This is a genomic window from Cupriavidus sp. 207A1 (assembly GCF_057798955.1).
The window spans coordinates 150,621-174,717 of record NZ_JBYOJO010000015.1 but is presented as its reverse complement, the minus strand read 5'-3'; the positions used below and the strand labels follow the sequence as shown (position 1 = coordinate 174,717).

The following is a 24,097-nucleotide window of genomic DNA, read 5'->3' as shown; positions in this document are numbered from 1 at the left end:
GATCGGCTGTTCTTTAACAATATGGGATGTAGTAAAGGTGTCGCGGTGCTTTGATGAGAAGCACAGTAGTTAAACGCGATACCGGGTTGTGATTGTATCAACCAAAATGTATTTTAAAGTGATCGAAAGATGACTTGGAATACGGCACAAATGCGAGAACTCAACCTGTAGTGAGCGTGTCTTCGAGACACACTTGTTATAGGGTCAAGCGAACAAGTGCATGTGGTGGATGCCTTGGCGATCACAGGCGATGAAGGACGCGGTAGCCTGCGAAAAGCTTCGGGGAGCTGGCAAACAAGCTTTGATCCGGAGATGTCCGAATGGGGAAACCCGGCCCGTATGGGTCATCCCACACTGAATTCATAGGTGTGGGAAGCGAACGCGGCGAACTGAAACATCTAAGTAGCTGCAGGAACAGAAATCAACCGAGATTCCCAAAGTAGTGGCGAACGAAATGGGAAGAGCCTTGTACTCTTTAGCAGTGGTGTTAGCAGAACGGGATGGAAAGCCCGGCCATAGCAGGTGATAGCCCTGTATGCGAAAACACGATTGTGGAACTAGGTGTACGACAAGTAGGGCGGGACACGTGAAATCCTGTCTGAAGATGGGGGGACCATCCTCCAAGGCTAAATACTCGTGATCGACCGATAGTGAACCAGTACCGTGAGGGAAAGGCGAAAAGAACCCCGGGAGGGGAGTGAAATAGATCCTGAAACCGCATGCATACAAACAGTCGGAGCCCCGCTTTAAGCGCTTTCGGCGATTTTTACGACAGTAAAAATCGTCAAAAGACTCCAGTGTGAAATAGCACCACTGGCGCGCAAAGCGGTTTAAGCGCGAGAGCGCTTAAAGCGGGGTGACGGCGTACCTTTTGTATAATGGGTCAGCGACTTACATTCAGTGGCAAGCTTAACCGTTTAGGGAAGGCGTAGCGAAAGCGAGTCCGAACAGGGCGTTGAGTCGCTGGGTGTAGACCCGAAACCAGATGATCTATCCATGGCCAGGTTGAAGGTGCGGTAACACGTACTGGAGGACCGAACCCACTAACGTTGAAAAGTTAGGGGATGAGCTGTGGATAGGGGTGAAAGGCTAAACAAATCTGGAAATAGCTGGTTCTCTCCGAAAACTATTTAGGTAGTGCCTCGTGTCTCACCTTCGGGGGTAGAGCACTGTCATGGTTGGGGGGTCTATTGCTGATTACCCCGCCATAGCAAACTCCGAATACCGAAGAGTGCAATCACGGGAGACAGACATCGGGTGCTAACGTCCGGTGTCAAGAGGGAAACAACCCAGACCGCCAGCTAAGGTCCCCAAATATAGCTAAGTGGGAAACGAAGTGGGAAGGCTAAAACAGTCAGGAGGTTGGCTTAGAAGCAGCCACCCTTTAAAGAAAGCGTAATAGCTCACTGATCGAGTCGTCCTGCGCGGAAGATGTAACGGGGCTAAGCTATATACCGAAGCTGCGGACGCACGCAAGTGCGTGGTAGGAGAGCGTTCTGTAAGCCTGTGAAGGTGTCTTGTAAAGGATGCTGGAGGTATCAGAAGTGCGAATGCTGACATGAGTAGCGATAAAGGGGGTGAAAGGCCCCCTCGCCGTAAGCCCAAGGTTTCCTACGCAACGTTCATCGGCGTAGGGTGAGTCGGCCCCTAAGGCGAGGCAGAGATGCGTAGCTGATGGGAAGCAGGTTAATATTCCTGCACCGTCGTATGATGCGATGGGGGGACGGATCGCGGAAGGTTGTCCGGGTGTTGGAAGTCCCGGTCCCTGCATTGGAGAAGGCGCTCAGGCAAATCCGGGCGCAGGATTCAAGGATGTGGGGCGAGCGGCCTAGTGCTGCGAAGCAATTGGAAGTGGTTCCAAGAAAAGCCTCTAAGCTTCAGTCATACGAGACCGTACCGCAAACCGACACAGGTGGGCGAGATGAGTATTCTAAGGCGCTTGAGAGAACTCGGGAGAAGGAACTCGGCAAATTGGTACCGTAACTTCGGGATAAGGTACGCCCTGGTAGCTTGACTGGCCTGCGCCAGAAGGGTGAAGGGGTTGCAATAAAATGGTGGCTGCGACTGTTTAATAAAAACACAGCACTCTGCAAACACGAAAGTGGACGTATAGGGTGTGACGCCTGCCCGGTGCCGGAAGATTAAATGATGGGGTGCAAGCTCTTGATTGAAGTCCCGGTAAACGGCGGCCGTAACTATAACGGTCCTAAGGTAGCGAAATTCCTTGTCGGGTAAGTTCCGACCTGCACGAATGGCGTAACGATGGCCACACTGTCTCCTCCCGAGACTCAGCGAAGTTGAAGTGTTTGTGATGATGCAATCTCCCCGCGGCTAGACGGAAAGACCCCATGAACCTTTACTGTAGCTTTGCATTGGACTTTGAACCGATCTGTGTAGGATAGGTGGGAGGCTTTGAAGCGTGGACGCTAGTTCACGTGGAGCCGTCCTTGAAATACCACCCTGGTTTGTTTGAGGTTCTAACCTTGGCCCGTGAATCCGGGTCGGGGACAGTGCATGGTAGGCAGTTTGACTGGGGCGGTCTCCTCCCAAAGTGTAACGGAGGAGTTCGAAGGTACGCTTGGTACGGTCGGACATCGTACCTAAAGTGCAATGGCAAAAGCGTGCTTAACTGCGAGACCGACAAGTCGAGCAGGTGCGAAAGCAGGACATAGTGATCCGGTGGTTCTGAATGGAAGGGCCATCGCTCAACGGATAAAAGGTACTCTGGGGATAACAGGCTGATACCGCCCAAGAGTTCATATCGACGGCGGTGTTTGGCACCTCGATGTCGGCTCATCTCATCCTGGGGCTGTAGCCGGTCCCAAGGGTATGGCTGTTCGCCATTTAAAGAGGTACGTGAGCTGGGTTTAAAACGTCGTGAGACAGTTTGGTCCCTATCTGCCGTGGGCGTTGGAATCTTGACGGGGGCTGCTCCTAGTACGAGAGGACCGGAGTGGACGTACCGCTGGTGTACCTGTTGTCTCGCCAGAGGCATCGCAGGGTAGCTATGTACGGAAGAGATAACCGCTGAAAGCATCTAAGCGGGAAACTCGCCTGAAGATGAGGATTCCCTGGAGGCTTGACCTCCTTGAAGGGTCGTTCGAGACCAGGACGTTGATAGGCTGGGTGTGGAAGCGCAGTAATGCGTTAAGCTAACCAGTACTAATTGCCCGTAAGGCTTGATCCTATAACCAGTGTGTTTCACCTGGTGAGGCAATTGCCTTTGTGCCAGATACGCACAACCCCAACTACATCCCAATTCGTGACGCTGTCCCAACCCGACAGCGCCACAACCCCTCATGCCTGGTGACCATAGCGAGCTGGAACGAACCACCCCTTCCCATCCCGAACAGGACCGTGAAACAGCTCCGCGCCGATGATAGTGCGGATTCCCGTGTGAAAGTAGGTCATCGCCAGGCTCTTATTGTGCAAAACCCCTCGACAGCGTGTGCTGCGAGGGGTTTTTGCTTTGGCGCGGCGGAAATGCTGCGCTCGCTATTGCCCTAACGCCGGCACGCGGATCCCCGTTGTTTTCATGCTGCATTGCGGGTCGTGGCGCATTCCTGCCCGGTCCGCCTTCTGCTATGTTCGACCCTCAAGTGCCAACGGGTGGCACGAAGGCGGTTGCAACACGCGTTTGCAGCAAGCAGTGAGCAATAGAGCGGGCCGATGCCGACAGAGCGGGTCCGCGATTTCGGGTTTCGAGGGGTTACATGACGGCCAAGAGGTTCCGGCTGGTTTTGACTGGCGCCGCCGGCGCGCTGCTGCTGGCAGGGTGCGCTTCCACTTCCCCTCAATCTTCCCCACCGCAAGGCGGCTCGGCTCCCGCCGCCCCGATTGCCTCGGGCTCCGCCATTGATTGCCAGGCCTTCACCGAGCGCATGGCCGCCCACGCCGCCGCGCAGGCCGAGACCGCGGTCATTGAACCCGATGCCCTGGCCGCCGCCAACCCGCTGGCGGCCGATGCGGAAGCAGGGGACGATGGCGAACCCGCCGACGCCTCGCCGGCCACCCTCGCCACGCTGCCGTTGTTTTCGGTTTCCCCACGCGGCAACCGGCTGCCCGTTGGCTGGCAGCCGTGGACCATCAACCGCAACAAGATTCCCACCACTTACTCGATGGCCGAGGTCGACCAGCGTGTCGTGGTGCACGCCAAGGCCGACAGTTCGGCCTCCGGCCTCTATGTGCCGCTGCGCGAGCGCGACGCCGGCATGCTGCGCTGGACCTGGAAGACCAGCGGCATCATCCGCAACGCCGACAACAGCCATGGCCCGCGCGAGGATTCGCCGCTGCGCCTTTTTGTCGCGTTCGACGGCGACAAGGGCGCGCTGCCGCTCAAGGACCAGCTGATGTACGAGATGGCGCGGCTGACCACCGGGCGCGAGATGCCGTACGCGACGCTGATGTATATCTGGGGCGGGCAGCGCGCGGAAGGCGCGGTGGTGAAAAACCCGCATACCGATCGCGTGCGCATGATCGTAGTGGATAGCGGCATGAAGCACGCCAATGAGTGGCGTTGCCACGAGCGCGATCTGCGCGCCGACTACCGCAAGGCGTTCGGGACCGACCCCGGCCGCGTCATCGCGGTCGGCATCATGACCGATACCGACAATACCAAGAGCAAGGCCGAAGCCTGGTACGGCGACATCGCGCTGGATTAGGTTGCCGCGCCGGCGGCGCCCTCAGCCGCCGATCGGCTCGGCCAGCGCGAGCACCGCGAACGAGGCCAGCCAGTGCGTGGACACATACTCGCCCTCCACCGCCTGGGGCAGCGACGCCTCGATATGGTCAGACCACGCGCGGATTGCCAGCGGCCGCAGCGGATCGGGCAGGGCGGGTTCCAGCATGCGCCAGCACCACGCACGCGACAGGTTCAGGCCGTCCAGGTGTGCGGCCTTGGGGTCGCCGCGGTTGGTCACCGTGACCGGTGTCAGCCAGTTGGCCAGTTCGGCCTGGCCCGGCACGAACAACTCCCACCATTCCGAAAACGCGCAGCCGTCCATCACGGCGTGCATCAGCACGGCTTCGGTCAGTCCGCCGGACAGGAACTCGTCACCGCCGGGCTCGTAGCGGGCCGGATACTTCTGGTCGTGGCCGAACCAGCGGTGGGCGCGCCGTACGATGGCGCGCCGCAAGGCCAGATCCTGATGCGCGCGCGCATAGGAAAGCGCCATGACCAGCGCGAAGGCGCTGTTGTAGTGGGTCCCGGTGCGCACCGGAAACGCTGCCGCATCGAGGAAATCCGCCAATTGCTGCGATAAGTGCGAGGCCAGCGGCGCGCAGGCCTCGGCCCAGCCCGTGGCATGCGGGTCGTGCCGTGCCAGCGCCAGCAGCTCGGCCTGCAACTTCAGCATCCAGCCCCAGCCGTAGGGACGCTCGAAGGTGCTTGAGTCGGGCCGGCGGAAATACGCGAGTTCGGCGGCCATCGCGTCCGGACGCAACTGGGCGTCCAGCATGGCGCGGATGCGCGGCCCTTCCTCGAGGTCCGGATGCAGTGCCAGCAACCGCACCAGCAGCCAGTGCATATGCACGCTGGAGTGCCAGTCGTAGCTGCCGCAAAACACCGGATGCCAGGCGGCCGGCCCGGCGAGATCGCCGGCGCCCGCCATCATGTGGTCCAGCTTGTACGGATAACGGCGCAGGATATTCTCCAGCGCCACGCGCGCAAAGCTGCGCGCGGTCTCGCGATCCAGCGCCGAACGCCCCATCGCCGAAGCTCCCCTTTGTGATCGTATTGCCCTGCTCAGGCAGGCGTGCTCGGGCACGCTCTGGTCTATGCCATCAACTACCTGCCATCAGGCAGGTGCGAGCCACTTCTCCACCAGCCGCACGAAGAAGGTCGAGCCGACCGGCAGCAGTTCGTCGTTGAAATCGTAGCTGGGGTTGTGCAGCATGCAAGGCCCGATGCCATGGCCGGCATCGCGATGGCCGCCGTCGCCATTGCCCAGGAACAGATAGCAACCGGGCTTGTGCTGCAGCATGAACGAGAAATCCTCGGCGCCCATGGTGGGCTCGACGTTGCTGTCGACGTTGTCCGCGCCGACCAGCTCGGCGGCGACCGCGGCGGCAAAGCCGGTCTCGGCCTCGCTGTTGATGGTGGGCGGATAGTTGCGGTGGAATTCGTATTCGATGGTGCAGTCGAATGCGGCCGCCACCGCGCGCGCCACCTCTTCCATGCGCCGCTCGATCAGGTCGAGCACCGGCACCGTGAAGGTACGCACGGTACCGCCGATCCAGGCCTGGTCCGGCACGATGTTGGTGGCATCGCCGGCATGGAACTGCGTGACCGAGATCACCGCGGTATCGATCGGGCGCTTGTTGCGCGTGATGATGCCTTGCAGCGCAGACACGATCTGCGCCGCGGTGAACACCGGGTCGTTGCCGTTGTTGGGCATGGCCGCATGCGCGCCCTTGCCGCGCACGACGATGCGGAACTCGTTGCTCGAGGCCATCAGCGGGCCCGCGCGCGTGCCGAAGGCACCCGTCGGCATGCCCGGCCAGTTGTGCACGCCGAACACCGCGTCGCACGGAAAGCGCTCGAACAGGCCGTCCTTGATCATCTCGCGCGCGCCGCCGCCGCCTTCTTCGGCCGGCTGGAAGATCAGGTGCACGGTGCCGTCGAAGGGCTTGTGCTGTGCCAGGTAGCGCGCCGCACCCAGCAGCATGGCGGTGTGGCCGTCATGGCCGCACGCGTGCATCTTGCCGGTGTGCTGCGAGCGGTGGTCGAAGGTATTGGCTTCCTGCAGCGGCAATGCGTCCATGTCGGCGCGCAGGCCGATGGTGCCCGTGCTGCTGCCATTGCGAATCACACCGACCAGGCCGGTGGTGCCCAACCCGCGGTGGACTTCGATGCCCCACGCTTCCAGGTTGCGCGCGACTACGTCCGCGGTGCGCTGCTCTTCGAAGCAGAGTTCAGGATGGGCGTGGATGTCGCGCCGGATCGCGCGGATTTCGGCTTGTGCCTGCAGGATTTCGGGGATCAGCTTCATGATGCCGGGCGGCCTTGGAGTCGAAGGCGTTAGCAATTGGATACCCGGATCATACGATGCCTGTCGCGAAAGCGCCAAAACGCGACGATTTGCTGCGCGATCGTCGCCTTGGCGCAGTGCAATATGCCGGCGCGGGTGGGTTTCCCCGCATTGCCGTGGCATGTGCACTGCTGGAACAGTTCATGCTTGAAGTGCCCGGCCGGCAATACCGTCGCTTTGTGATGCCCCATCGCACCAAAAAGCAGCGCCGCTCGTGACCCGCTGCGCGCGCGCATTGCCGATCCTAAAACGTCTGCTTCACTTCCTACAGGGAGAATTGCGCGATGTCCCTTCGCACTTTCAAGAAGGCAATTGGCGCGGTGGCGGTGGCGGGGGCCCTTGGCCTCGCGCTGGCCGGTACCGCCCAGGCCGCGGACCTCAAACTGGCCATGAGTTCGCCGCCGACCTCGATGGATCCGCACTTCTACAACCTGTTCTCCAACATCAATGTTTCCGAGCATATCTTCGACTCGCTGACCAAGATGGACCCGGACAGCCGCATCATCCCGGGCCTGGCCGAGTCGTGGAAGCTGGTCAACAACCTCACGTGGGAATTCAAGATCCGCAAGGGCGTGAAGTTCCACGACGGCTCCGAACTGACCGCCGAGGACGTGATCTGGTCGCTCGACCGCCCCGCCACGATCCAGAACAGCCCGGGCAAGTTCGACGTCTACACCAAGGCGATCGTCAACAAGAAGATCATCGACAAGCACACCATCCAGCTCACCACCGCCCAGCCGTATCCGCTGATGCTGAACGACCTGACCTCGATCTTCATCGTGCAGAAGAAGGCCACGCAGGGCCTGGGCTCGGATGACTTCGCGCAGGGCAAGGGCATGGTCGGCACCGGCCCGTTCAAGTTCGTCAGCTATGCGCGCGACGACCGGGTCGAGCTGGTGCGCAACAACGATTACTGGGGCAACAAGCCGGCCTGGGACAAGGTCACGCTGCGCTTCATCCCCAACCCGGCGACGCGCCTGGCGGCGCTGCTGTCGGGCGATGTGCAGGCCATCGAGAACGTGCCCACGCCCGACCTGCCCAAGGTGCGCAAGGATCCCAAGCTGGCGTTCTTCTCCAAGATCTCGCACCGCGTGATCTACCTGTACTTCGATGCCAAGCGCGACAAGTCGCCTTACGTCACCACCAAGGAAGGCGCGCCACTGGACAAGAACCCGCTGAAGGACACGCGCGTGCGCAACGCCATCAGCATGGCGATCAACCGGCAGGGCATCAAGGACCGGCTGATGGAAGGCCTGTCCGAGCCTACCAACAACCTGGTGCCGCCCACGCTGTTCGGCTACAACCCCAACCTGAAGACGGTCAAGTACGACCCCGAGGGCGCGAAGAAGCTGCTGGCCGAGGCGGGCTTCCCCAACGGCTTCGGCGTGACGCTGCACACGCCCAACAACCGCTACGTCAACGACGAGAAGATTGCCCAGACCATCGCGCAGAACCTGACCCGCATCGGCATCGCGACCAAGGTCGAGGGCATGCCGATGGCAACGTACTCGTCCAAGGGCATCAAGCACGAGTGGTCGTTCGGCCTGCTCGGCTGGGGCGCGCAGACCGGCGAGGTCAGCTCGCCGCTGCGCGCGCTGCTGGCGTGCGAAGACAGCAAGAAGGGCTTCGGCACCACCAACTGGGGCGAGTACTGCAACCCGAAGATGGACGTGGTGCTGGAAAAGGCGCTGTCGACGGTGGACGACACCGAGCGCTCCAAGCTGCTGCAGGAAGCCACCGCGATCGCGATCAACGATGGCGGTATCATCCCGATCCACCAGCAGGTCACCACCTGGGCCACGCAGAAGGGCATCGTCTACGTGCCGCGCACCGACGAGCGCACGTACGCGCATAATTTCAAGCCCCAGTAAGCAGGCTGCCTGCTGCTGAATTCGCGGTGCCGCGCATGGCTGCCGCGCCGCCTGGAAGCGCCACGCGCTCCCGGGCGGCGTGCGCATTCCCGCGCGAAAGGATAGTGGTCTGAATATGCTGGTCTTTATCATCCGGCGCCTGATGCAGAGCGTGGTCGTGCTCTTCGTCATGTCGCTGCTGGTTTTCCTCGGCGTCTTTGCCATCGGCAATCCCGTCGACATCCTGATCAACCCGCAGGCCGACCAGGAGGACATCAAGCGCACCATCGCGGCGCTGGGCCTGGACAAGCCGCTGTGGGAGCAGTACTGGGTGTTCCTGCAGAACGCGCTGCAAGGCAACCTGGGCACGTCGTTCGCGCATGGCACGCCGGCGCTCAAGCTGATCTTCGAGCGCATGCCGGCGACCATGGAGCTGGCGGTCTGCGCGATCCTGCTGGCGATCGTGCTGGGCATCCCGCTGGGCCTGTGGGCCGGGCTGCGGCCCAAGGGCATTGCCGGCAAGTCGATCATGACGGTGTCGATCCTCGGCTTTTCGCTGCCTACCTTCTGGGTCGGGCTGATGCTGATCATGGTGTTCGCGGTGCAGCTGGGCTGGCTGCCGTCCAACGGCCGCGGCGAGACCGTGCGCGTGCTGGGCATCCCGCTCAGCTTCCTGACCGCGGACGGGATCCGCCACCTGATCCTGCCCGCCGTGACGCTGTCGTTGCTCAACATCGCCATGGTGATCCGGCTCACGCGCGCCGGCACGCAGGAGGCGATGCTGCAGGACTACGTCAAGTTCGCGCGCGCCAAGGGCTTGTCCAATACCCGCATCGTCGGCGTGCACGTGCTGAAGAACATCCTGATCCCCATCGTCACCGTGATCGCGCTGCAGTTCGGCTCGATCATCGCCTTTGCGATCGTGACCGAGACCATCTTCGCCTGGCCCGGCATGGGCAAGCTCATCATCGACTCGATCCAGCTGCTGGACCGGCCGGTGATCGTCGCCTACCTGATGGTGATCGTGACGCTGTTCATCCTGATCAACCTGGTGGTGGACATCATCTACAGCATGCTCGATCCGCGCGTGCGCATTGCCGACAACAAGGGCTGAGCCATGACCGCCGTCACTGTCGAACCCGAAGACAAGACGCCGCCGCCCGCCGCGGCGCGCGAGCAATCCCCGTGGCGGCGCTTTGCCGCCGAGTTCTTCGCCAGCAAGATTGCCGTGGCCGGGCTGGCCACGCTGGTGATCATCATCCTGATCGCCATCTTCGCGCCGTGGCTGGCGCCGCAGAACCCGTATGACCTGGCCACGCTGGACGTGCTCGACGCGCGCCTGGCGCCGGGCGAGCAGGCTGGCAGCGGCATGACCTTCCTGCTGGGCTCGGACGAGCAGGGCCGCGACATCCTGTCGGCGGTGATGTACGGGCTGCGCATCAGCATCGGCGTGGGCGTGGTCAGCACCCTGATCGCGCTGCTGCTGGGTGCCACGCTCGGCCTGCTGGCCGGCTTCCTGGGCGGGCGCACCGAAGCCTTCATCATGCGCGTGGCGGACCTGCAGCTGTCGTTCCCGCCGATCCTGCTGGCGCTGATCCTGCTGGCCTTCCTGCGCCCGGGGCTGGGCAATATCGTGATCGCGCTGGTCGCGGTGCAGTGGGCCTACTATGCGCGCACCACGCGCAGCGCCGCGCTGGTCGAACGGCGCAAGGAGTACATCGAAGCCGCCACCTGCCTGGGCCTGCCGCCCGCGCGCATCATGTTCCGCCACCTGCTGCCCAACTGCCTGCCGCCGCTGATCGTGATCGCGGCGCTGCAGGTGGCCTCGGCGATCACGCTGGAGGCCACGTTGTCCTTCCTCGGGCTGGGGGTGCCGATCACCGAGCCGTCGCTCGGTTCGCTGATCTCGAACGGCCAGCAGTACATGCTGTCGGGCAAGTACTGGATCAGTTTTTTCCCGGGCATCGCGCTGGTGGTCACCATCGTGGCGATGAACCTGGTCGCCGACCAGCTGCGCGATGTGCTGAACCCGCGCCTGCAGACGCAATAACCGGGAGCGCAACATGGCACAACCGACACTGGTGGTCGAACACCTGAAAACGCATTTCTATACGCGCGGCGGCATCGCCCGGGCCGTCGACGACGTGTCCTTCACCGTGGGCCGCGGCGAGATCATGGGGCTGGTCGGCGAGTCCGGCTCGGGCAAGTCCATGACCGGCTATTCGATCATGGGCCTGATCGACCCGCCGGGGAAGATCGTCGACGGGCGCATCGCGCTGACCAGCCGCGACGGCGTCACGCGCGACCTGCGCGCGCTCACGCCGGCGCAGCAGCGCGACGTGCGCGGCAACCGCATCGCGATGATCTTCCAGGATCCGATGATGACGCTCAACCCGGTGCTGCGCATCGACACGCAGATGATCGAGGCGGTGCTGGCACATGAGAACGTGAGCAAGGCGGTGGCGCGCGAGCGCGCGCGCAATGCGCTGGCACGGGTCGGCATTCCGTCGCCGGACGAGCGCCTGCAGGCCTATCCGCACCAGTTCTCGGGCGGCATGCGCCAGCGCGTGGCGATTGCCACGGCGCTGCTGAACAAGCCCGACCTGATCATTGCCGACGAACCGACCACGGCGCTCGACGTCACCATCCAGGGCCAGATCCTGTACGAGATGCAGACCCTGTGCCGCGAGTCCGGCACTGCGCTGATCTGGATCACGCACGATCTGTCGGTGGTGGCGGGACTGGCCGATTCGGTATGCGTGATGTATGCCGGCAAGATCGTCGAGGCCGGCGACGTGCGCCAGGTACTGGAGCACCCCGAACATCCCTACACGCACGGGCTGATCAGTTCGGCGCCGTCGCGCAATCCGCGCGGCGCGCCGCTGCGGCAGATCCCGGGCATGACGCCTTCGCTGCTGAACCTGCCGGGCGGCTGCTCGTTCCGCGAGCGCTGTCCCTATGCGACCGCGGCCTGCAAGACCGAACCCCCGCTGGAAACCGCCGCGGACGGGCGCCGCCTGCGCTGCTTCCATCCGGTGCTCGCCAACCAGGAGGCGGCATGAACGCCACTGCACTGCAATCCCGCCCGATGACCGAACCGGCCGGGCAAGAAGGCGCCACGCCCGCTGCGCCGATCCTTGAACTGCGCGGCGTGTCCAAGCGCTTCGTCAAGTCGCTCGATGCCGCGGCGCGCATCGCCAACCTGTTCGGCGCGCATGCGCGCGAAGAGGTGGTGCACGCGGTGGACCGGGTCGACCTGAGCATCCGCGCCGGCGAGGTGGTGGGGCTGGTGGGCGAATCCGGCTGCGGCAAGTCCACGCTCGGGCGCATGGCCGTGGGACTGCACTCGCTGACCGAAGGCGAGCGCCTGTGGCGCGGCACCAACCTGGATCACCTGCCGCCCGACAAGCGCCGTGAAAAGCAGCTGGCGATCCAGATGATCTTCCAGGACCCGTACGCCTCGCTCAACCCGCGGCTGCGCGTGCTCGATATCGTCGGCGAGGCGCCGGTGGTGCACGGCATGGTCGAACGCGGCGCGCAAAAGGGCTATGTCGAAGACATGCTGGTGCGCGTGGGCATGGACCCGACCGTGCTGCGCCGCTTTCCGCACCAGTTCTCCGGTGGCCAGCGCGCGCGCATCGGCATCGCGCGCGCGCTCGCGGTGAAGCCCGAGTTCCTGGTCTGCGACGAATCGGTGGCGGCGCTGGACGTGTCGATCCAGGCGCAGGTGCTGAACCTGTTCATGCGCCTGCGTGAAGAACTGAACCTGACCTACCTGTTCATCAGCCACGACCTGGGCGTGGTCAAGCACATCAGCGACCGGGTGGTGATCATGTACCTGGGACGGGTGGTCGAATCCGCACCGACCGAAGACGTGTTCGCCGCGCCCAACCATCCCTATACGCAGGCGCTGCTGGCGGAGGCGCCCAAGCTGGAGGTGGCGCGCAAGAACTACGTCGCGATCCGCGGCGAGATCCCGTCGCCGCTGCACCCGCCGAGCGGCTGCCATTTCCATCCGCGCTGCCCGCACGCGATGCCGCGTTGCCGCGAAGAGCAGCCGCTGCTCAAGGAGATTGCGCCGCTGCGGTTCTCTGCATGCCATTTGAATGACATGAAGTAGGGCGTTTCAACCGGCGTTGGTTTGCTCCCCTCTCCCATTTATGGGAGAGGGGCGGGGGAGAGGGGAGACAACATGCGGTCACGCTGAGCGCCTCAGCGGATCACCTGGCCCTTCGAATTGATGATCGTCATCTCCACGAACTTCGAGCCGACATGGTTCTCGGGCGTGAAGTTGACGATGAAGCCGCCCAGGTCATAGTTGCGCATCGATTCCAGTGCGGTCACCAGCTTCTCGCGCGTCAGGTCCTTGCCCGCGCGGCGCAGGCCTTCGGTGAAGGTCTTGGCGGCGATGAAGCCCTCGATGCTGGCATAGTCGAATTCGCTGGGCTTGCCCGCGGCCTGCAGCAGGCGCAGGTATTCGCGCACGATCGGCAGCGTGGCGTTGCCCGGGTGCGGCATGACCTGCGAGATGATCACGCCGCTGCCCTGCGCGCCGACCACGTTGGCCAGCGCCTGCGTGCCGACGAAGGATACGTTGTAGAACTGGCCGTTGTAGCCGCGGCGCAGCGCTTCCTTCACGAACGCGCCGGCGGTGCGGTAGGCGCTGATCATGACCACCGCGTCGGGCTTTGCCTTCATCGAGCCCTGCATGGCGTCGCCAATTTCCGTGGTGTTGCGCACCACGGGCTCGCGCGCGACGATCTGCACGCCGCTGTCGGGCGCGGCCTTGAGCGCGCGCTCCAGCCCGTCCAGGCCGGCCTTGCCGTAGGCATCCTCGTTGTAGACCACGGCCACGCGCTTGAGCCCGGTGGTCTGGATCTGGCGCACGATGGCCGCGGTTTCCTCGTTGTAGCCGGCGCGCACATGGAACACGTAGCGGCTGCGCGGCTCGCGCAGCGACTGCGCGCCGGTGTATGGACCGAAGAACGGCACCCTGGCCTGGATCGCCAGCGGCAGCGCGGCCTGGCTGGTGGGCGTGCCGACATAGCCGAACAGGGCGAAGACGCGATCCTCTTCGATCAGCTTCTTCGTGTTCTTGGCCGCTGGTTCGGGTTCGTAATAGTCGTCCAGCGCCTCGAGCCGGATCTTGCGCCCGTGGATGCCGCCCTGCTGGTTGATGTGGTCGAAGTACAGCCGCGCGCCAGAGTTCATCTGCTTGCCGAGAACGGCGGTCGGGCCCGTCAGCGCGGCGGACTGGCCCAGCAGGATGGTGTCGGCGGTGACGCCTTGCTCGGATGTGGCAGCAGTGGTGGCGGTGTTCGCCGCCAAGGCGGCGCAGGACGCGCCGCCGGTGCCGATGGCGCACGCCACCAGCAGGCCGGCAAGCCGGCCGTTGACCCCGGATCGGAAAGACATAAACCCCCCGCGAATGATGGTTCGGTTACCCGTTCGCCGCGTTGGCCGGTCTGCGCCGGCGAGCTGCTGGATCGTGCGGCATGGTGCGCGTCCCGGTCTGTGCCGCGAGCGCGCCGGCACATCATAATCGAATACAATCGGGACGAGATACTCCCCGCCGTCGCCCCGCACGCCCGGGGGAATGCGCCGCCGGCCGGCGCGACGCAGGCGCTGCCATCCGCGGCCTGCGCCGGCATCTCCCGTTCCGTACGACCGAACGAAAACAACACAGCCCCGCCCGGAGACCCCATGGCTTCCCGCATCGTCCGCGCCGCCTGCCCGCATGACTGCCCCGATACTTGTGCCTTGCTCGTCACCGTCGAGGACGGCCGCGCCGTCAAGGTAGCGGGCGATCCCGACCATCCCGGCACGCAAGGCGTGCTCTGCACCAAGGTGTCGCGCTACACCGAGCGCACCTACCACCCGGACCGCCTGCTGACGCCGATGAAGCGCGTCGGCCAGAAGGGCGAGGGCAAGTTCGCGCCGATCTCGTGGGATGAGGCGCTCGATACCATCGCCACGCGCCTGCAGGCGATCGCCGCACGCGATCCGCAGGCGATCGTGCCGTACAGCTATGCCGGCACCATGGGGCTGGTGCAGGGCGAGAGCATGGCGGCGCGCTTCTTCAACAAGCTGGGCGCGTCGCGGCTGGACCGCACCATCTGCGCCAGCGCCGGCGCCACCGCACTGCGCTACACCTACGGCGCCAGCGTGGGCATGGACATGGAGCACGTGGTCGATGCCAGGCTGGTGATCATCTGGGGCGGCAACCCGATTGCCTCCAACCTGCACTTCTGGACCCGCGCGCAGGAGGCCAAGCGGCGCGGCGCCACGCTGGTGGCGATCGACCCGTACCGTTCGCTCAGCGCCGAGAAGTGCCACCGCCATATCGCCCCGATGCCCGGCACCGACGGCGCGCTGGCGCTGGCGCTGATGCACGTGCTGATCCGCGACGACCTGCTCGACCACGACTACATCGAACGCCACACCGTGGGCTTCGAGGCGCTGCGCGAGCGCGCGCAGGCCTATCCGCCGGCGCGCGCCGCCGAGATCTGCGGCATCCCGGTCGAGGACATCGAATGGCTGGCCGGGCTCTACGGCCAGCTCGCGGTGCGCGAGCGCCAGCCGGTGGCGATCCGGCTGAACTACGGCATGCAGCGCGTGCACGGCGGCGGCCAGGCGGTGCGCGCGGTGGCGTGCCTGCCCTCGCTGGTGGGCGCTTGGCGCCATCCGGCGGGTGGCCTGCAGTTGTCGACCTCGGGCTTCTTCCCGATCAACGAAGCCGCGCTGCAGCGCCCGGACCTGCTGCCGGGATGGCCGCAGCAGCTGCCGCGCCTGGTCAACATGAGCACCATCGGCGATGCCTTGCTGGCCGGGGGCGCGCCGCGCATCGAGGCGGTGGTGGTCTACAACAGCAACCCGGTGGCGGTGGCGCCGGAATCCGGCAAGGTCGCGGCCGGCTTCGCGCGCGAGGACCTGTTCACGGTGGTGCTGGAGCATTTCCGCACCGATACCGCCGACTATGCCGACATCATCCTGCCCGCGACCACGCAGCTCGAGCACACCGACGTACATAAGGCCTACGGCCATACCTATTTCCTGGCCAACAACGCCGCCATCGCGCCGCTGGGCGAGGCCCTGCCCAACACCGAGATCTTCCGCCGGCTGGCGCAGCGCATGGGCTTTACCGAGGACTGCTTTGCCGACAGCGACGAGGCGATTGCCGCGCAGGCGATCCTGCCGGACGATGCGCGCGCGGCCGGCATCAGCTGGGATTCGCTGAAAGCGCAGGGCTGGCAGAAGCTGGCGCTGCCGGCGGCGCCGTTCGCCGAGGGCGGCTTCCCCACGGCATCGGGCAAGTGCCAGTTTTATTCCGAGCCGATGGCGCGCGACGGCTTCGACCCGCTGCCCGACTACGTGCCGCAATACGAAGCGCCGCAGACCGCGCCGGAACTGGCGGCGCGCTATCCGCTGGCGATGATCTCGCCGCCGGCGCGCAATTTCCTCAACAGCTCGTTCGTCAACGTCGACAGCCTGCGCGCCACCGAGGGCGAGCCGCACCTGGACATCCATCCCGCCGACGCCGCCGAGCGCGGCATCGTGCACGGCGCGCTGGTGCGCGCCTTCAATGACCGCGGCAGCATGGTGGCACGCGCACGCGTCACCGATCGCGCCCGGCGCGGCCTGGTGGTAGGTCTGTCGATCTGGTGGAAGAAGCTTGCGTCCGACGGCAAGAACGCCAATGAGCTGACCAGCCAGCGCCTGACCGACCTGGGCCGCGCGCCGGTGTTCTACGACTGCCTGGTGCAGGTCGAAGCCTGCGCGCAAGGGGCGGTCGAGGCGGCATGACGCGGCCGCGCGGCCGCCGCGGCTGGGCGGCACTCGTGGGGGCGGCGGCGCTGTCGGCCCTGGTGGTGGTGACGGCGGGATGCGAGGCGGTCGGCTACTACGCGCAGTCGATCGGCGGCCATCTCGGCGTGATGGCCCAGGCGCAGCCGCTCACCGACGCCATCGCCAGCGCGCGCGACGCCAACGATGCGCGCCTGGCGCAGCGGCTGGCGCTGGCCGGCCGCATGCGCGACTTCGCCTCGCGCGAGCTGAAGCTGCCCGACAACGGCAGCTACCGCCGCTACGCCAACCTGCACCGGCCCTACGTGGTGTGGAGCGTGTTCGCCACGCCCGAGCTGTCGATGGAACTGCGCAAGTGGTGCTTCCCCATCGTCGGCTGCATCAGCTACCGCGGCTACTACGCCCAGTCCGACGCCGAGCAGTACGCGCAAGGCCTGCGCCGCGACGGGCTCGAGACCTATGTGGCCGGCGTCCCCGCCTATTCGACGCTGGGCTATTTCGATGACCCGCTGCTCAACACCTTCGTCTACCTGCCCGAGGGCGAGCTGGCGCGGCTGATCTTTCATGAACTGGCGCACCAGGTAGTGTACGTGCGCAACGACACCGCGTTCAACGAGTCCTTCGCCACCGCGGTCGAAGCGGCCGGCGTGGAACGCTGGCTGGACCAGGATGCGTCGGAGGACGCGCGTACCAGCTATCGCCAGTACGATGCCCGGCGCCAGCAGTTCCGCGCGCTGCTGCTGGGCACGCGCGACCGGCTGGTGGCGCTGTACCAGACCCCGCTCGACGACGCCGCCAAGCGCGAGGGCAAGGCCAAGATCTTTGCCGACCTGCGCGCCGGCTATGCGCGGCTGCGCGTGGAGTGGGGCGGCTACAGCGGCTATGACCGCTGGTTCGACCAGCCGCTGACCAACGCCCACCTGGCCGCGGTGGCGACCTACCAGCAATGGGTGCCGGCCTTTACCGCGCTGCTGGCGCGCTGCGACGGCGACTGGCAGCGCTTCTACGACGAGGCGCGCCGCATCGGCGCGCTGCCCGCCCGCGAGCGCGAGGCGGCATTGCGCCGGCTGGCGCCGCCGGCGACCCGCACCGACACGCTGACCGCGGGCGGCAAGGCCGCCGTCAACTAGGCCGCAGGCGCTCCCTGGGCGGGTAACCACGGTGCTGCGCTCCCCGCGCCGCGTGCGAGAATGCCGTCATGTCGATTGCTCCAAGATCCGAACCGCTGGCGCCGCCGTCGGGCGCGCCGCCGGAGCCCCAGCCGGCCCGCCCGCATATCGCCGAGCGTCAGGAGGCGCGCCGCCGGCAGATCCTCGATACCGCCGCGCAGCTGTTCTACAGCAAGGGCTACCCCGGCATGACCATGAACGACCTGTGCCGTGCGCTGGGCGTGACCAAGCCGGCGGTCTATTACTACTTCACCGACAAGTACGAGATCTTCGACATCCTGTGCCGCGAGTCGGCCCAGACCTGCCTGCCCGTGATCCGCGAGACCGCGGACCCGGCGCAACCCGTGCTGGCCCGGCTGCATGCCTGCCTGCTCGAGATGGCGCGGCGCTGCATCGCTTGCCACGTGCCGGCCACGCTGAGCTTCCGCGACCGGCAGTACCTGCGCCCGGACACCGTGTCCTGGCTCGACAGCATGGCGCGCGAGTTCTATCGCGACCTCTATGCGCTGCTGGACGAAGGCAAGCGCGAGGGCGTGTTCGCCTTTGGCGATGCACGCGTGACCGCGCATTCGATCGGCAGTGTGGTCGGGTTCCTTTACACCTGGCACGAACCCGGGCGCACCGACCCCGAAACCCTGGCGCGGGAACTCGCCGCCAGCATGATGAAGCTGGTGCTGCCCAGCGACGGTTGAGCGCGGCGCGGGCACCTAGGGGTTATCCCGCTGCCTATGTCCGGTCGGTGGCGCATAATGCTCGCCATGGGCGCAAAGAATGGGCGGACGACCCTGAGGACTTCGTCTAAGTTGTTGTTTTAACCGGAACGCACGTTTAGCATCTCGGCAAAATCGAACGACCATTCAGAAATTCAGGAGACGGTGCTATGGAAAGAATTTGGCTGAAACACTACCCGGCCGGCGTCCCTGCCGAGATCGATGCCAGCCAGTTCCGCTCGCTCGCTGCGCTGCTCGAGGCGTCATTCCACACCTATGCCGACCGCAAGGCCTTCATCTGCATGGACAAGGCCATCACCTACGGTGAACTGGACCGGCTCTCCTCTCACTTTGCCGCGTGGCTGCAGTCACGCGGGCTGCGTCCCGGCGCGCGCGTGGCGATCATGATGCCCAACGTGCTGCAATACCCGGTGGTGCTGGCCGCGGTGCTGCGCGCGGGATTCGTGGTGGTCAACGTCAACCCGCTCTACACCCCGCGCGAGCTCGAGCACCAGCTCAAGGACAGCGGCGCCGAAGCCATCGTGATCCTGGAGAACTTTGCCGCGACGCTGCAGCAGGTGCTGCCCCGGACCCCGGTCAAGCACGTGGTGGTGGCCAGCATGGGCGATATGCTGGGCGGGCTGAAGGGCGCGATCGTCAATTTCGTCGTGCGCAATGTCAAGAAGATGGTGCCGGCGTGGGAGTTGCCCAACTGCGTGCGCTTCAACAGCGTGCTGGCCGAAGGCCGCAAGCTGACGCTGCAGCCGGCCACCACCGGCCCCGACGACATCGCCTTCCTGCAGTACACGGGCGGCACCACCGGGGTGTCCAAGGGCGCGGTGCTGCTGCACCGTAACGTGGTCGCCAACGTGCTGCAGTCCGAGGCGTGGATGCAGCCGGCGCTGAACAAGGGCGCGCATATCGACCAGCCCATCACCATCACCGCGCTGCCGCTGTACCACATCTTCGCGCTGACGGTCTGCTGCCTGCTGGGCATGCGCAGCGGCGGCACCAGCGTGCTGATCCCGAACCCGCGCGACATCCCGGGCTTCATCAAGGAACTGCAGAAGTACAAGTTCAACATGTTCCCGGCCGTCAACACGCTGTACAACGCGCTGCTCAACAACCCGGAGATCGGCAAGGTCGACTTCTCCGGCCTGCGCGTGGCCAACGGCGGCGGCATGGCGGTGCAGGAGGCGGTGGCCAAGCAATGGCTGGCCAAGACCGGCTGCCCCATCATCGAGGGCTACGGGCTGTCCGAGACCTCGCCGTCGGCCACCTGCAACCCGACCGACACCGACGCGTTCTCGGGCACCATCGGCATGCCGCTGCCGTCGACCGAAGTCGTGATCCGCGACGACGACGGCAACGACGTGCCGCTGGGCCAGCCCGGCGAGATCTGCATCCGCGGCCCGCAGGTGATGGCCGGCTACTGGAACCGCCCGGACGAGACCGCCAAGGTCATGACTCCGGACGGCTTCTTCAAGACCGGCGACATCGGCGTGATGGACGAGCGCGGCTACACGAAGATCGTCGACCGCAAGAAGGACATGATCCTGGTGTCGGGCTTCAACGTCTATCCGAACGAAGTCGAAGGCGTGGTGGCGGAGTGCCCGGGCGTGCTGGAAGTGGCGGCCGTCGGCGTGCCGGACACGCACTCGGGCGAGGTGGTCAAGCTGTTCGTGGTGAAGAAGGACCCGGGGCTGACCGAGGCCGACGTGATCGAATTCTGCAAGGAGCGCCTGACCGGATACAAGCGGCCCAAGTACGTCGAGTTCCGCACCGAGCTGCCGAAGACCAACGTCGGCAAGATCCTGCGGCGCGAACTGCGCGACAGCCGCGCGGCAGCCTGATCCCGGCCCTTCCGCCACGGCAAACGACAACGGCCTCCTTGGAGGCCGTTGTGCGTTCAGGCGGGGCCGTTCAGGCTCAGCACTCGTTCGACGGCGCCAGGCGCGCCTCCTGGCCGCCGTCGGGGTAGATCACACGTACGCAGGCGCCAGGCTCCAGCCCGGGCGCCGCCGGTGCGTTGGCCGACACCATCGCGCCGTCCAGGGTGCGCACCTTGTACTGGAACAGGTCCACCTGCTGCACCGGCGCCGGCTTGCTGAACAGCCGGCTCAGGTCGAAGGCGAAGCCCACGCCCACGCCGCCGCCGCCGTGGCTGCCGCTCGCCGCACCCACGCCGACGCTGGTGCCGCCGCCGTAGTAGGAAGGCACCTGGGCCACGTCCAGGCGGGTCAGGAACACCCTTTCCGTGACGTGGCCAAGCTTGATGGTGGCGTTCACCGGGGTGACCTGCGGTGGCTGCGGCGTGCTGCTGCAGGCGGCCAGCACCGGCAGCGCGCCGCACAGGGTGAGGATGGCAAGCGGTTTCATGGCGAGATCAGGCCGGATTTGAGCCGGCCCAGCAGTCGGAACAAGGCGCGCCGGTCGGTCTCGGCCAGGCCCGAGAACAGTTGCCCGATCCAGTCCTCGTGCGCGCGCGCCATGCGCGAGAACGCGGCGCGCCCGGCCGGCGTCAGGCGGATCAGGTAGGCGCGCCGATCGGTTGGCAGGGCCTCGCGCGAGACCAGCCCTTCCTGCTGCAGCTGGTCGGTGATGCCCGTGACGTTGCCGCCGGTCACCATCATGCGGCGCGACAGTTCGCCCATCTTGAGCCCCTCGGGATGGCGGTCGAGCTGCGCCATCAGGTCGAAGCGGGGCAGGGTGCAGGCGAAGTCCTGGCGCAGCCGCGAGCGGATATCGGCTTCGATCAGGTTGGTGCAGGTCAGCAGCCGCAGCCACAGCCGCAGGGCCTCGTGCTCGGTGTGGTCGGCGCGGGTTTCGAGGTCGACCGGCGCGCTCTCGGCGCCGGCCGCAGGAGACAGGTTTGGCATCTTCGGTGCGGCCTGGGGTGGCAGGTGTGCGGCAAGCGCCGCCGGGGCCGCCCCACGCTGCGGGCGGCTGACATTTGATGCCTCAAGTATATGCGCGATATGTACCCGACAAGCGCCGCGGCCCTGCCGGCGATCAATTCAAGCCGATCCGGCCGAGTCCTGCCTCAATCCACCTTGGCGCCTGAATCCTTGACCACCTTGGCCCATTTCGCGGTTTCGGCGCGGATGAAGGCGGCGAACTGCTCTGGCGTGTTGCCGACCGGCTCGGCGCCCTGTGCCTGCAGCCGCTCGCGCACCGCCGGGGCGCCCAGCGCCTTGGCCACTTCCTGATGGATGCGCTGGATCACGTCCGGCGGCGTGCCCGCCGGCGCCAGCATGCCGAACCAGGAACTGGCCTCGTACTGCGGCAGGCCGGCCGCCTGGGCGATGGTGGGCACGCCCGGCAGCGCCGGCGACGGCCGGGCGCTGGTCACGGCCAGCGCCTTGAGCTTGCCGCTCTTGATCAGCGCCATCGACGACGGCAGGTTGTCGAACATCACCTGCATGGTGCCCCCCGCCAGGTCGGTCAGCGCGGGCCCGCTGCCCTTGTACGGGAAGTGCACCATGAAGGTCCGGGTTTGCGTCTTGAACAGTTCGCCGGCCAGGTGGATCGAGGTGCCGTTGCCGCTCGAGGCCATGTTGATCTTGCCGGGGTTGGCGCGCGCATAGGCGATCAGGTCCTTGACGCTGTCGATCTTGTGCTGCAGCGCAAACGCCGGATTGAGCACCAGCACGTTGGGCACCGCCGCCACCTCGGTGATCGGCGCGAAGTCCTTGATCGGGTCGAATGGCAGCTTGCCGTACAGCGACTGGTTGATGCCGTGGGTGCCGACCGTGCCCATCAGCAGCGTGTAGCCGTCGGGCGCGGCCTTGGCGACGATGTCGGCGCCGATATTGCCGCCGGCGCCCGGCTTGTTGTCGACCACCACGTTCCAGCCCGGCAGCTTGGCCAGCTCGGCCGCCACCGCGCGCGCCAGGATGTCGGTGGTGCCGCCGGCGGCAAAGGGCACCACCAGCCGGATCGGCTTGGCCGGATACGGGTCGGCGGCCAGCGCCGGCTGGCCGGCGAGCGCGCCGAGGCTGGCGGACAGCAGCAGCGCAACGACGCGCCGGCGAGTGGGTTGCATGCTTGGTCTCCCTGGGATTGGCCGCGGCACCTGACGGCGGCATGGTCAGTGCATTCTAGTTGGCACCCGCGACGGAGCCGATGAGGTGATGCCCTATGGCGTATCGTGGGGCGCGGTCCTGCCAATGAAAAAAGGCACCCGGAGGTGCCTTTCCAGTTCGAGCTTGGACTGCTTAGAACTTGTGGCGGATGCCGATGGCGGCGCCAATCATCTTGTCTTCGCCGGTACCCAGGAAGTAACCGTTGGCGAAGCTGATTGCCGAGGTGTCGAAGTTCAGGCCGGCGTTCTTCGAGAAGGCAGCGGTCAGGTAGACGTCGGTGCGCTTGGACAGGTTGTAGTCCGCGACAAACGAGATCTGCCAGGGGTTCTTGATGTTGTTGGTGGTGCCGGTGGCGGCCAGGTTCAGGTTCTTGACGTCGTCGTAGAAGTAGGCGAGCGTCAGGCCCAGCGCCGGGCTGACCTGGTAGTTGGCACCGACCCAGTAGTAGTTGTCCTTCAGGATGGTGTTGTCGTTGGGAGCCTTGTTCATGCCCCAGCGGTAGCCGGCCATCAGCTTGGCGGGGCCGAAGGCGTAGCTGGCGGCGACGGCCGCCTTCTTGAAGTCGCCGGTGCCGCCGGCGGCGTTCAGGGTCGGGTTGTACTGGTCGTAGGCCGCCGAAATGCCGAACGGGCCTGCTGCCCACGCCAGGCCGGCACCGTAGCCGGTGTCGCGGCGGAACTGGCCCGGGACCTCGCCGGCGCCGGCGACGCCGTTGCCGAACGACCAGTGGGCGATCCCCGTGACCGGACCGAACTTGCCGGTGTACTTGGCGGTGTTGTCCGAGCGGAAGTTCAGGCCCAGCTGCGCCACCACCGGTTCATACTGGGTGGCGTAGCCGGTCGGCGAGAAGTTGGCCATCATGTCGAACAGCGTGGTGTACTGGCGACCGAAGGTGAAGCGGCCGACCTGGGCACTTTCCAGGCCGACGTAAGCCTGACGACCGAACAGTCGGCCGCCTTGCTGCGACCTGCCGTCATCGAGACCGAAACCGCTTTCGAGCACGAACAGCGCCTTCATGCCGCTGCCCAGGTCTTCCACGCCACGCAGACCCCAACGCGAACCGGACAGGCCGCCAGAGGTCAGCCGGAAGACGTTTTCCGCCGGGCCGACTGCGAGGCCGTTGGCGAGCGACGGCGTGACGCTGGACATGTTGCTCACGTATTCGATGTTGGCATCGACCACACCGTACAGGGTCACGCTCGATTGGGCCTGCGCCGCCCCAGCAAATGCGCCAAGCGCTGCCAGCGCCAGAAGCGATTTCTTCATGCTCGTTGATCTCCACTGTAAGAATTATTGGTGACGGCGCGGGAGAACCTCCTGATGGTCTCCATCTCCCGTGCGTCAAACTTCCTTCGAAGTTGCGAAGTACTGTAACAAACAACTTTTCGTTCACCATTGGGGCCCAACCCCTTGTCTTGTTTTAACAACTCAGGGTTTCTGAGTAGCCGGGCG

General features: G+C 65.2%; 18 protein-coding genes and 2 rRNA genes. 13 read left to right on the top strand and 7 right to left on the bottom strand.

Translation table 11 applies throughout. The features are described 5' to 3' along the window. Positions 1-202 precede the first annotated feature (202 nt). The 3 genes from AC3FMM_RS25045 (at position 203) to AC3FMM_RS25035 (ending at position 4,661) form a co-directional block, all read left to right on the top strand. Positions 203-3,187, top strand: a 23S ribosomal RNA gene (locus AC3FMM_RS25045). A 115-nt stretch (positions 3,188-3,302) separates the two neighbouring features. After that, positions 3,303-3,419 (top strand): 5S ribosomal RNA (gene rrf / locus AC3FMM_RS25040). Between the two features lie 294 nt (positions 3,420-3,713). Continuing rightward, entirely contained in the window at positions 3,714-4,661 is a 948-nt protein-coding gene (locus tag AC3FMM_RS25035; protein ID WP_115710946.1) for a DUF3047 domain-containing protein, read from the top strand. 21 nt (positions 4,662-4,682) lie between these two features. On the opposite strand, the gene AC3FMM_RS25030 is transcribed toward AC3FMM_RS25035, so the two are convergent. Beyond that, positions 4,683-5,708 (bottom strand): DUF2891 domain-containing protein, encoded by a 1,026-nt coding sequence (locus tag AC3FMM_RS25030; protein ID WP_488687625.1) that lies wholly within the window; start codon positions 5,706-5,708, stop codon positions 4,683-4,685. 87 nt (positions 5,709-5,795) lie between these two features. Continuing rightward, positions 5,796-6,989, bottom strand: coding sequence for a M20 aminoacylase family protein (locus tag AC3FMM_RS25025; protein WP_115710942.1), 1,194 nt, complete (start codon positions 6,987-6,989; stop codon positions 5,796-5,798). A gap of 56 nt (positions 6,990-7,045) precedes the next feature. On the opposite strand from AC3FMM_RS25025, the gene AC3FMM_RS25020 reads away from it, so the two are divergent. The 6 genes from AC3FMM_RS25020 (at position 7,046) to AC3FMM_RS24995 (ending at position 12,998) form a co-directional block, all read left to right on the top strand. Continuing rightward, positions 7,046-7,246 (top strand): hypothetical protein, encoded by a 201-nt coding sequence (locus AC3FMM_RS25020; RefSeq protein ID WP_147299319.1) that lies wholly within the window; start codon positions 7,046-7,048, stop codon positions 7,244-7,246. Positions 7,247-7,312: 66 nt separating this feature from the next. Further along, a complete protein-coding gene (locus tag AC3FMM_RS25015) occupies positions 7,313-8,899 on the top strand; it encodes an ABC transporter substrate-binding protein (RefSeq protein WP_116313130.1) in 1,587 nt (528 codons plus the stop codon). Between the two features lie 115 nt (positions 8,900-9,014). Then, positions 9,015-9,992, top strand: a complete 978-nt coding sequence (locus AC3FMM_RS25010) for an ABC transporter permease (RefSeq protein ID WP_012353976.1) — start codon at positions 9,015-9,017, stop codon at positions 9,990-9,992. Between the two features lie 3 nt (positions 9,993-9,995). Continuing rightward, positions 9,996-10,928 (top strand): ABC transporter permease, encoded by a 933-nt coding sequence (locus AC3FMM_RS25005; RefSeq protein WP_115710936.1) that lies wholly within the window; start codon positions 9,996-9,998, stop codon positions 10,926-10,928. Between the two features lie 13 nt (positions 10,929-10,941). Further along, positions 10,942-11,940, top strand: coding sequence for an ABC transporter ATP-binding protein (locus AC3FMM_RS25000; protein ID WP_018003713.1), 999 nt, complete (start codon positions 10,942-10,944; stop codon positions 11,938-11,940). Beyond that, positions 11,937-12,998 (top strand): ABC transporter ATP-binding protein, encoded by a 1,062-nt coding sequence (locus AC3FMM_RS24995; RefSeq protein ID WP_115681210.1) that lies wholly within the window; start codon positions 11,937-11,939, stop codon positions 12,996-12,998. The genes AC3FMM_RS25000 and AC3FMM_RS24995 overlap by 4 nt, the downstream gene beginning before the upstream one ends. Positions 12,999-13,090: 92 nt before the next feature. On the opposite strand, the gene AC3FMM_RS24990 is transcribed toward AC3FMM_RS24995, so the two are convergent. Beyond that, entirely contained in the window at positions 13,091-14,293 is a 1,203-nt protein-coding gene (locus AC3FMM_RS24990) for an ABC transporter substrate-binding protein (RefSeq protein ID WP_115681209.1), read from the bottom strand. 288 nt (positions 14,294-14,581) lie between these two features. On the opposite strand from AC3FMM_RS24990, the gene AC3FMM_RS24985 reads away from it, so the two are divergent. The 4 genes from AC3FMM_RS24985 to AC3FMM_RS24970 all read left to right on the top strand — a co-directional run bounded on the left by AC3FMM_RS24985 (position 14,582) and on the right by AC3FMM_RS24970 (position 20,413). After that, positions 14,582-16,681 (top strand): molybdopterin-containing oxidoreductase family protein, encoded by a 2,100-nt coding sequence (locus tag AC3FMM_RS24985; protein ID WP_488687624.1) that lies wholly within the window; start codon positions 14,582-14,584, stop codon positions 16,679-16,681. Next, positions 16,678-17,811 (top strand): aminopeptidase, encoded by a 1,134-nt coding sequence (locus AC3FMM_RS24980; RefSeq protein ID WP_473703852.1) that lies wholly within the window; start codon positions 16,678-16,680, stop codon positions 17,809-17,811. Before AC3FMM_RS24985 ends, AC3FMM_RS24980 begins: the two co-directional genes overlap by 4 nt. A gap of 68 nt (positions 17,812-17,879) precedes the next feature. Next, complete coding sequence (locus AC3FMM_RS24975; protein ID WP_116313128.1) at positions 17,880-18,542, top strand: TetR/AcrR family transcriptional regulator; 663 nt, start codon at positions 17,880-17,882, stop codon at positions 18,540-18,542. 188 nt (positions 18,543-18,730) lie between these two features. After that, positions 18,731-20,413: a long-chain fatty acid--CoA ligase gene (locus AC3FMM_RS24970; protein WP_115710928.1), complete on the top strand. Its 1,683-nt coding sequence runs from the start codon at positions 18,731-18,733 to the stop codon at positions 20,411-20,413. Between the two features lie 76 nt (positions 20,414-20,489). Here the strand turns inward: AC3FMM_RS24970 and AC3FMM_RS24965 are convergent, their stop codons facing one another. The 4 genes from AC3FMM_RS24965 to AC3FMM_RS24950 form a co-directional block, all read right to left on the bottom strand. Then, complete coding sequence (locus AC3FMM_RS24965; RefSeq protein ID WP_115681204.1) at positions 20,490-20,939, bottom strand: hypothetical protein; 450 nt, start codon at positions 20,937-20,939, stop codon at positions 20,490-20,492. After that, positions 20,936-21,439, bottom strand: a complete 504-nt coding sequence (locus AC3FMM_RS24960) for a MarR family winged helix-turn-helix transcriptional regulator (protein WP_062801825.1) — start codon at positions 21,437-21,439, stop codon at positions 20,936-20,938. The genes AC3FMM_RS24965 and AC3FMM_RS24960 overlap by 4 nt, the downstream gene beginning before the upstream one ends. 164 nt (positions 21,440-21,603) lie before the next feature. Next, positions 21,604-22,605 (bottom strand): Bug family tripartite tricarboxylate transporter substrate binding protein, encoded by a 1,002-nt coding sequence (locus tag AC3FMM_RS24955; RefSeq protein ID WP_488687623.1) that lies wholly within the window; start codon positions 22,603-22,605, stop codon positions 21,604-21,606. A 172-nt stretch (positions 22,606-22,777) separates the two neighbouring features. Further along, the gene (locus AC3FMM_RS24950) at positions 22,778-23,911 is read right to left on the bottom strand and encodes a porin (RefSeq protein WP_115681201.1); all 1,134 of its coding nucleotides are present in this window, start codon (positions 23,909-23,911) and stop codon (positions 22,778-22,780) included. Positions 23,912-24,097 lie beyond the last annotated feature (186 nt).

Excerpts from the sequence above, each read along its gene's own strand:
- AC3FMM_RS25035 (WP_115710946.1), top strand. The coding sequence starts at position 3,714 with ATGACGGCCAAGAGGTTCCGGCTGGTTTTGACTGGCGCCGCCGGCGCG.
- AC3FMM_RS25030 (WP_488687625.1), bottom strand. The coding sequence starts at position 5,708 with ATGGGGCGTTCGGCGCTGGATCGCGAGACCGCGCGCAGCTTTGCGCGC.
- AC3FMM_RS25025 (WP_115710942.1), bottom strand. The coding sequence starts at position 6,989 with ATGAAGCTGATCCCCGAAATCCTGCAGGCACAAGCCGAAATCCGCGCG.
- AC3FMM_RS25020 (WP_147299319.1), top strand. The coding sequence starts at position 7,046 with ATGCCTGTCGCGAAAGCGCCAAAACGCGACGATTTGCTGCGCGATCGT.
- AC3FMM_RS25015 (WP_116313130.1), top strand. The coding sequence starts at position 7,313 with ATGTCCCTTCGCACTTTCAAGAAGGCAATTGGCGCGGTGGCGGTGGCG.
- AC3FMM_RS25010 (WP_012353976.1), top strand. The coding sequence starts at position 9,015 with ATGCTGGTCTTTATCATCCGGCGCCTGATGCAGAGCGTGGTCGTGCTC.
- AC3FMM_RS25005 (WP_115710936.1), top strand. The coding sequence starts at position 9,996 with ATGACCGCCGTCACTGTCGAACCCGAAGACAAGACGCCGCCGCCCGCC.
- AC3FMM_RS25000 (WP_018003713.1), top strand. The coding sequence starts at position 10,942 with ATGGCACAACCGACACTGGTGGTCGAACACCTGAAAACGCATTTCTAT.
- AC3FMM_RS24995 (WP_115681210.1), top strand. The coding sequence starts at position 11,937 with ATGAACGCCACTGCACTGCAATCCCGCCCGATGACCGAACCGGCCGGG.
- AC3FMM_RS24990 (WP_115681209.1), bottom strand. The coding sequence starts at position 14,293 with ATGTCTTTCCGATCCGGGGTCAACGGCCGGCTTGCCGGCCTGCTGGTG.
- AC3FMM_RS24985 (WP_488687624.1), top strand. The coding sequence starts at position 14,582 with ATGGCTTCCCGCATCGTCCGCGCCGCCTGCCCGCATGACTGCCCCGAT.
- AC3FMM_RS24980 (WP_473703852.1), top strand. The coding sequence starts at position 16,678 with ATGACGCGGCCGCGCGGCCGCCGCGGCTGGGCGGCACTCGTGGGGGCG.
- AC3FMM_RS24975 (WP_116313128.1), top strand. The coding sequence starts at position 17,880 with ATGTCGATTGCTCCAAGATCCGAACCGCTGGCGCCGCCGTCGGGCGCG.
- AC3FMM_RS24970 (WP_115710928.1), top strand. The coding sequence starts at position 18,731 with ATGGAAAGAATTTGGCTGAAACACTACCCGGCCGGCGTCCCTGCCGAG.
- AC3FMM_RS24965 (WP_115681204.1), bottom strand. The coding sequence starts at position 20,939 with ATGAAACCGCTTGCCATCCTCACCCTGTGCGGCGCGCTGCCGGTGCTG.
- AC3FMM_RS24960 (WP_062801825.1), bottom strand. The coding sequence starts at position 21,439 with ATGCCAAACCTGTCTCCTGCGGCCGGCGCCGAGAGCGCGCCGGTCGAC.
- AC3FMM_RS24955 (WP_488687623.1), bottom strand. The coding sequence starts at position 22,605 with ATGCAACCCACTCGCCGGCGCGTCGTTGCGCTGCTGCTGTCCGCCAGC.
- AC3FMM_RS24950 (WP_115681201.1), bottom strand. The coding sequence starts at position 23,911 with ATGAAGAAATCGCTTCTGGCGCTGGCAGCGCTTGGCGCATTTGCTGGG.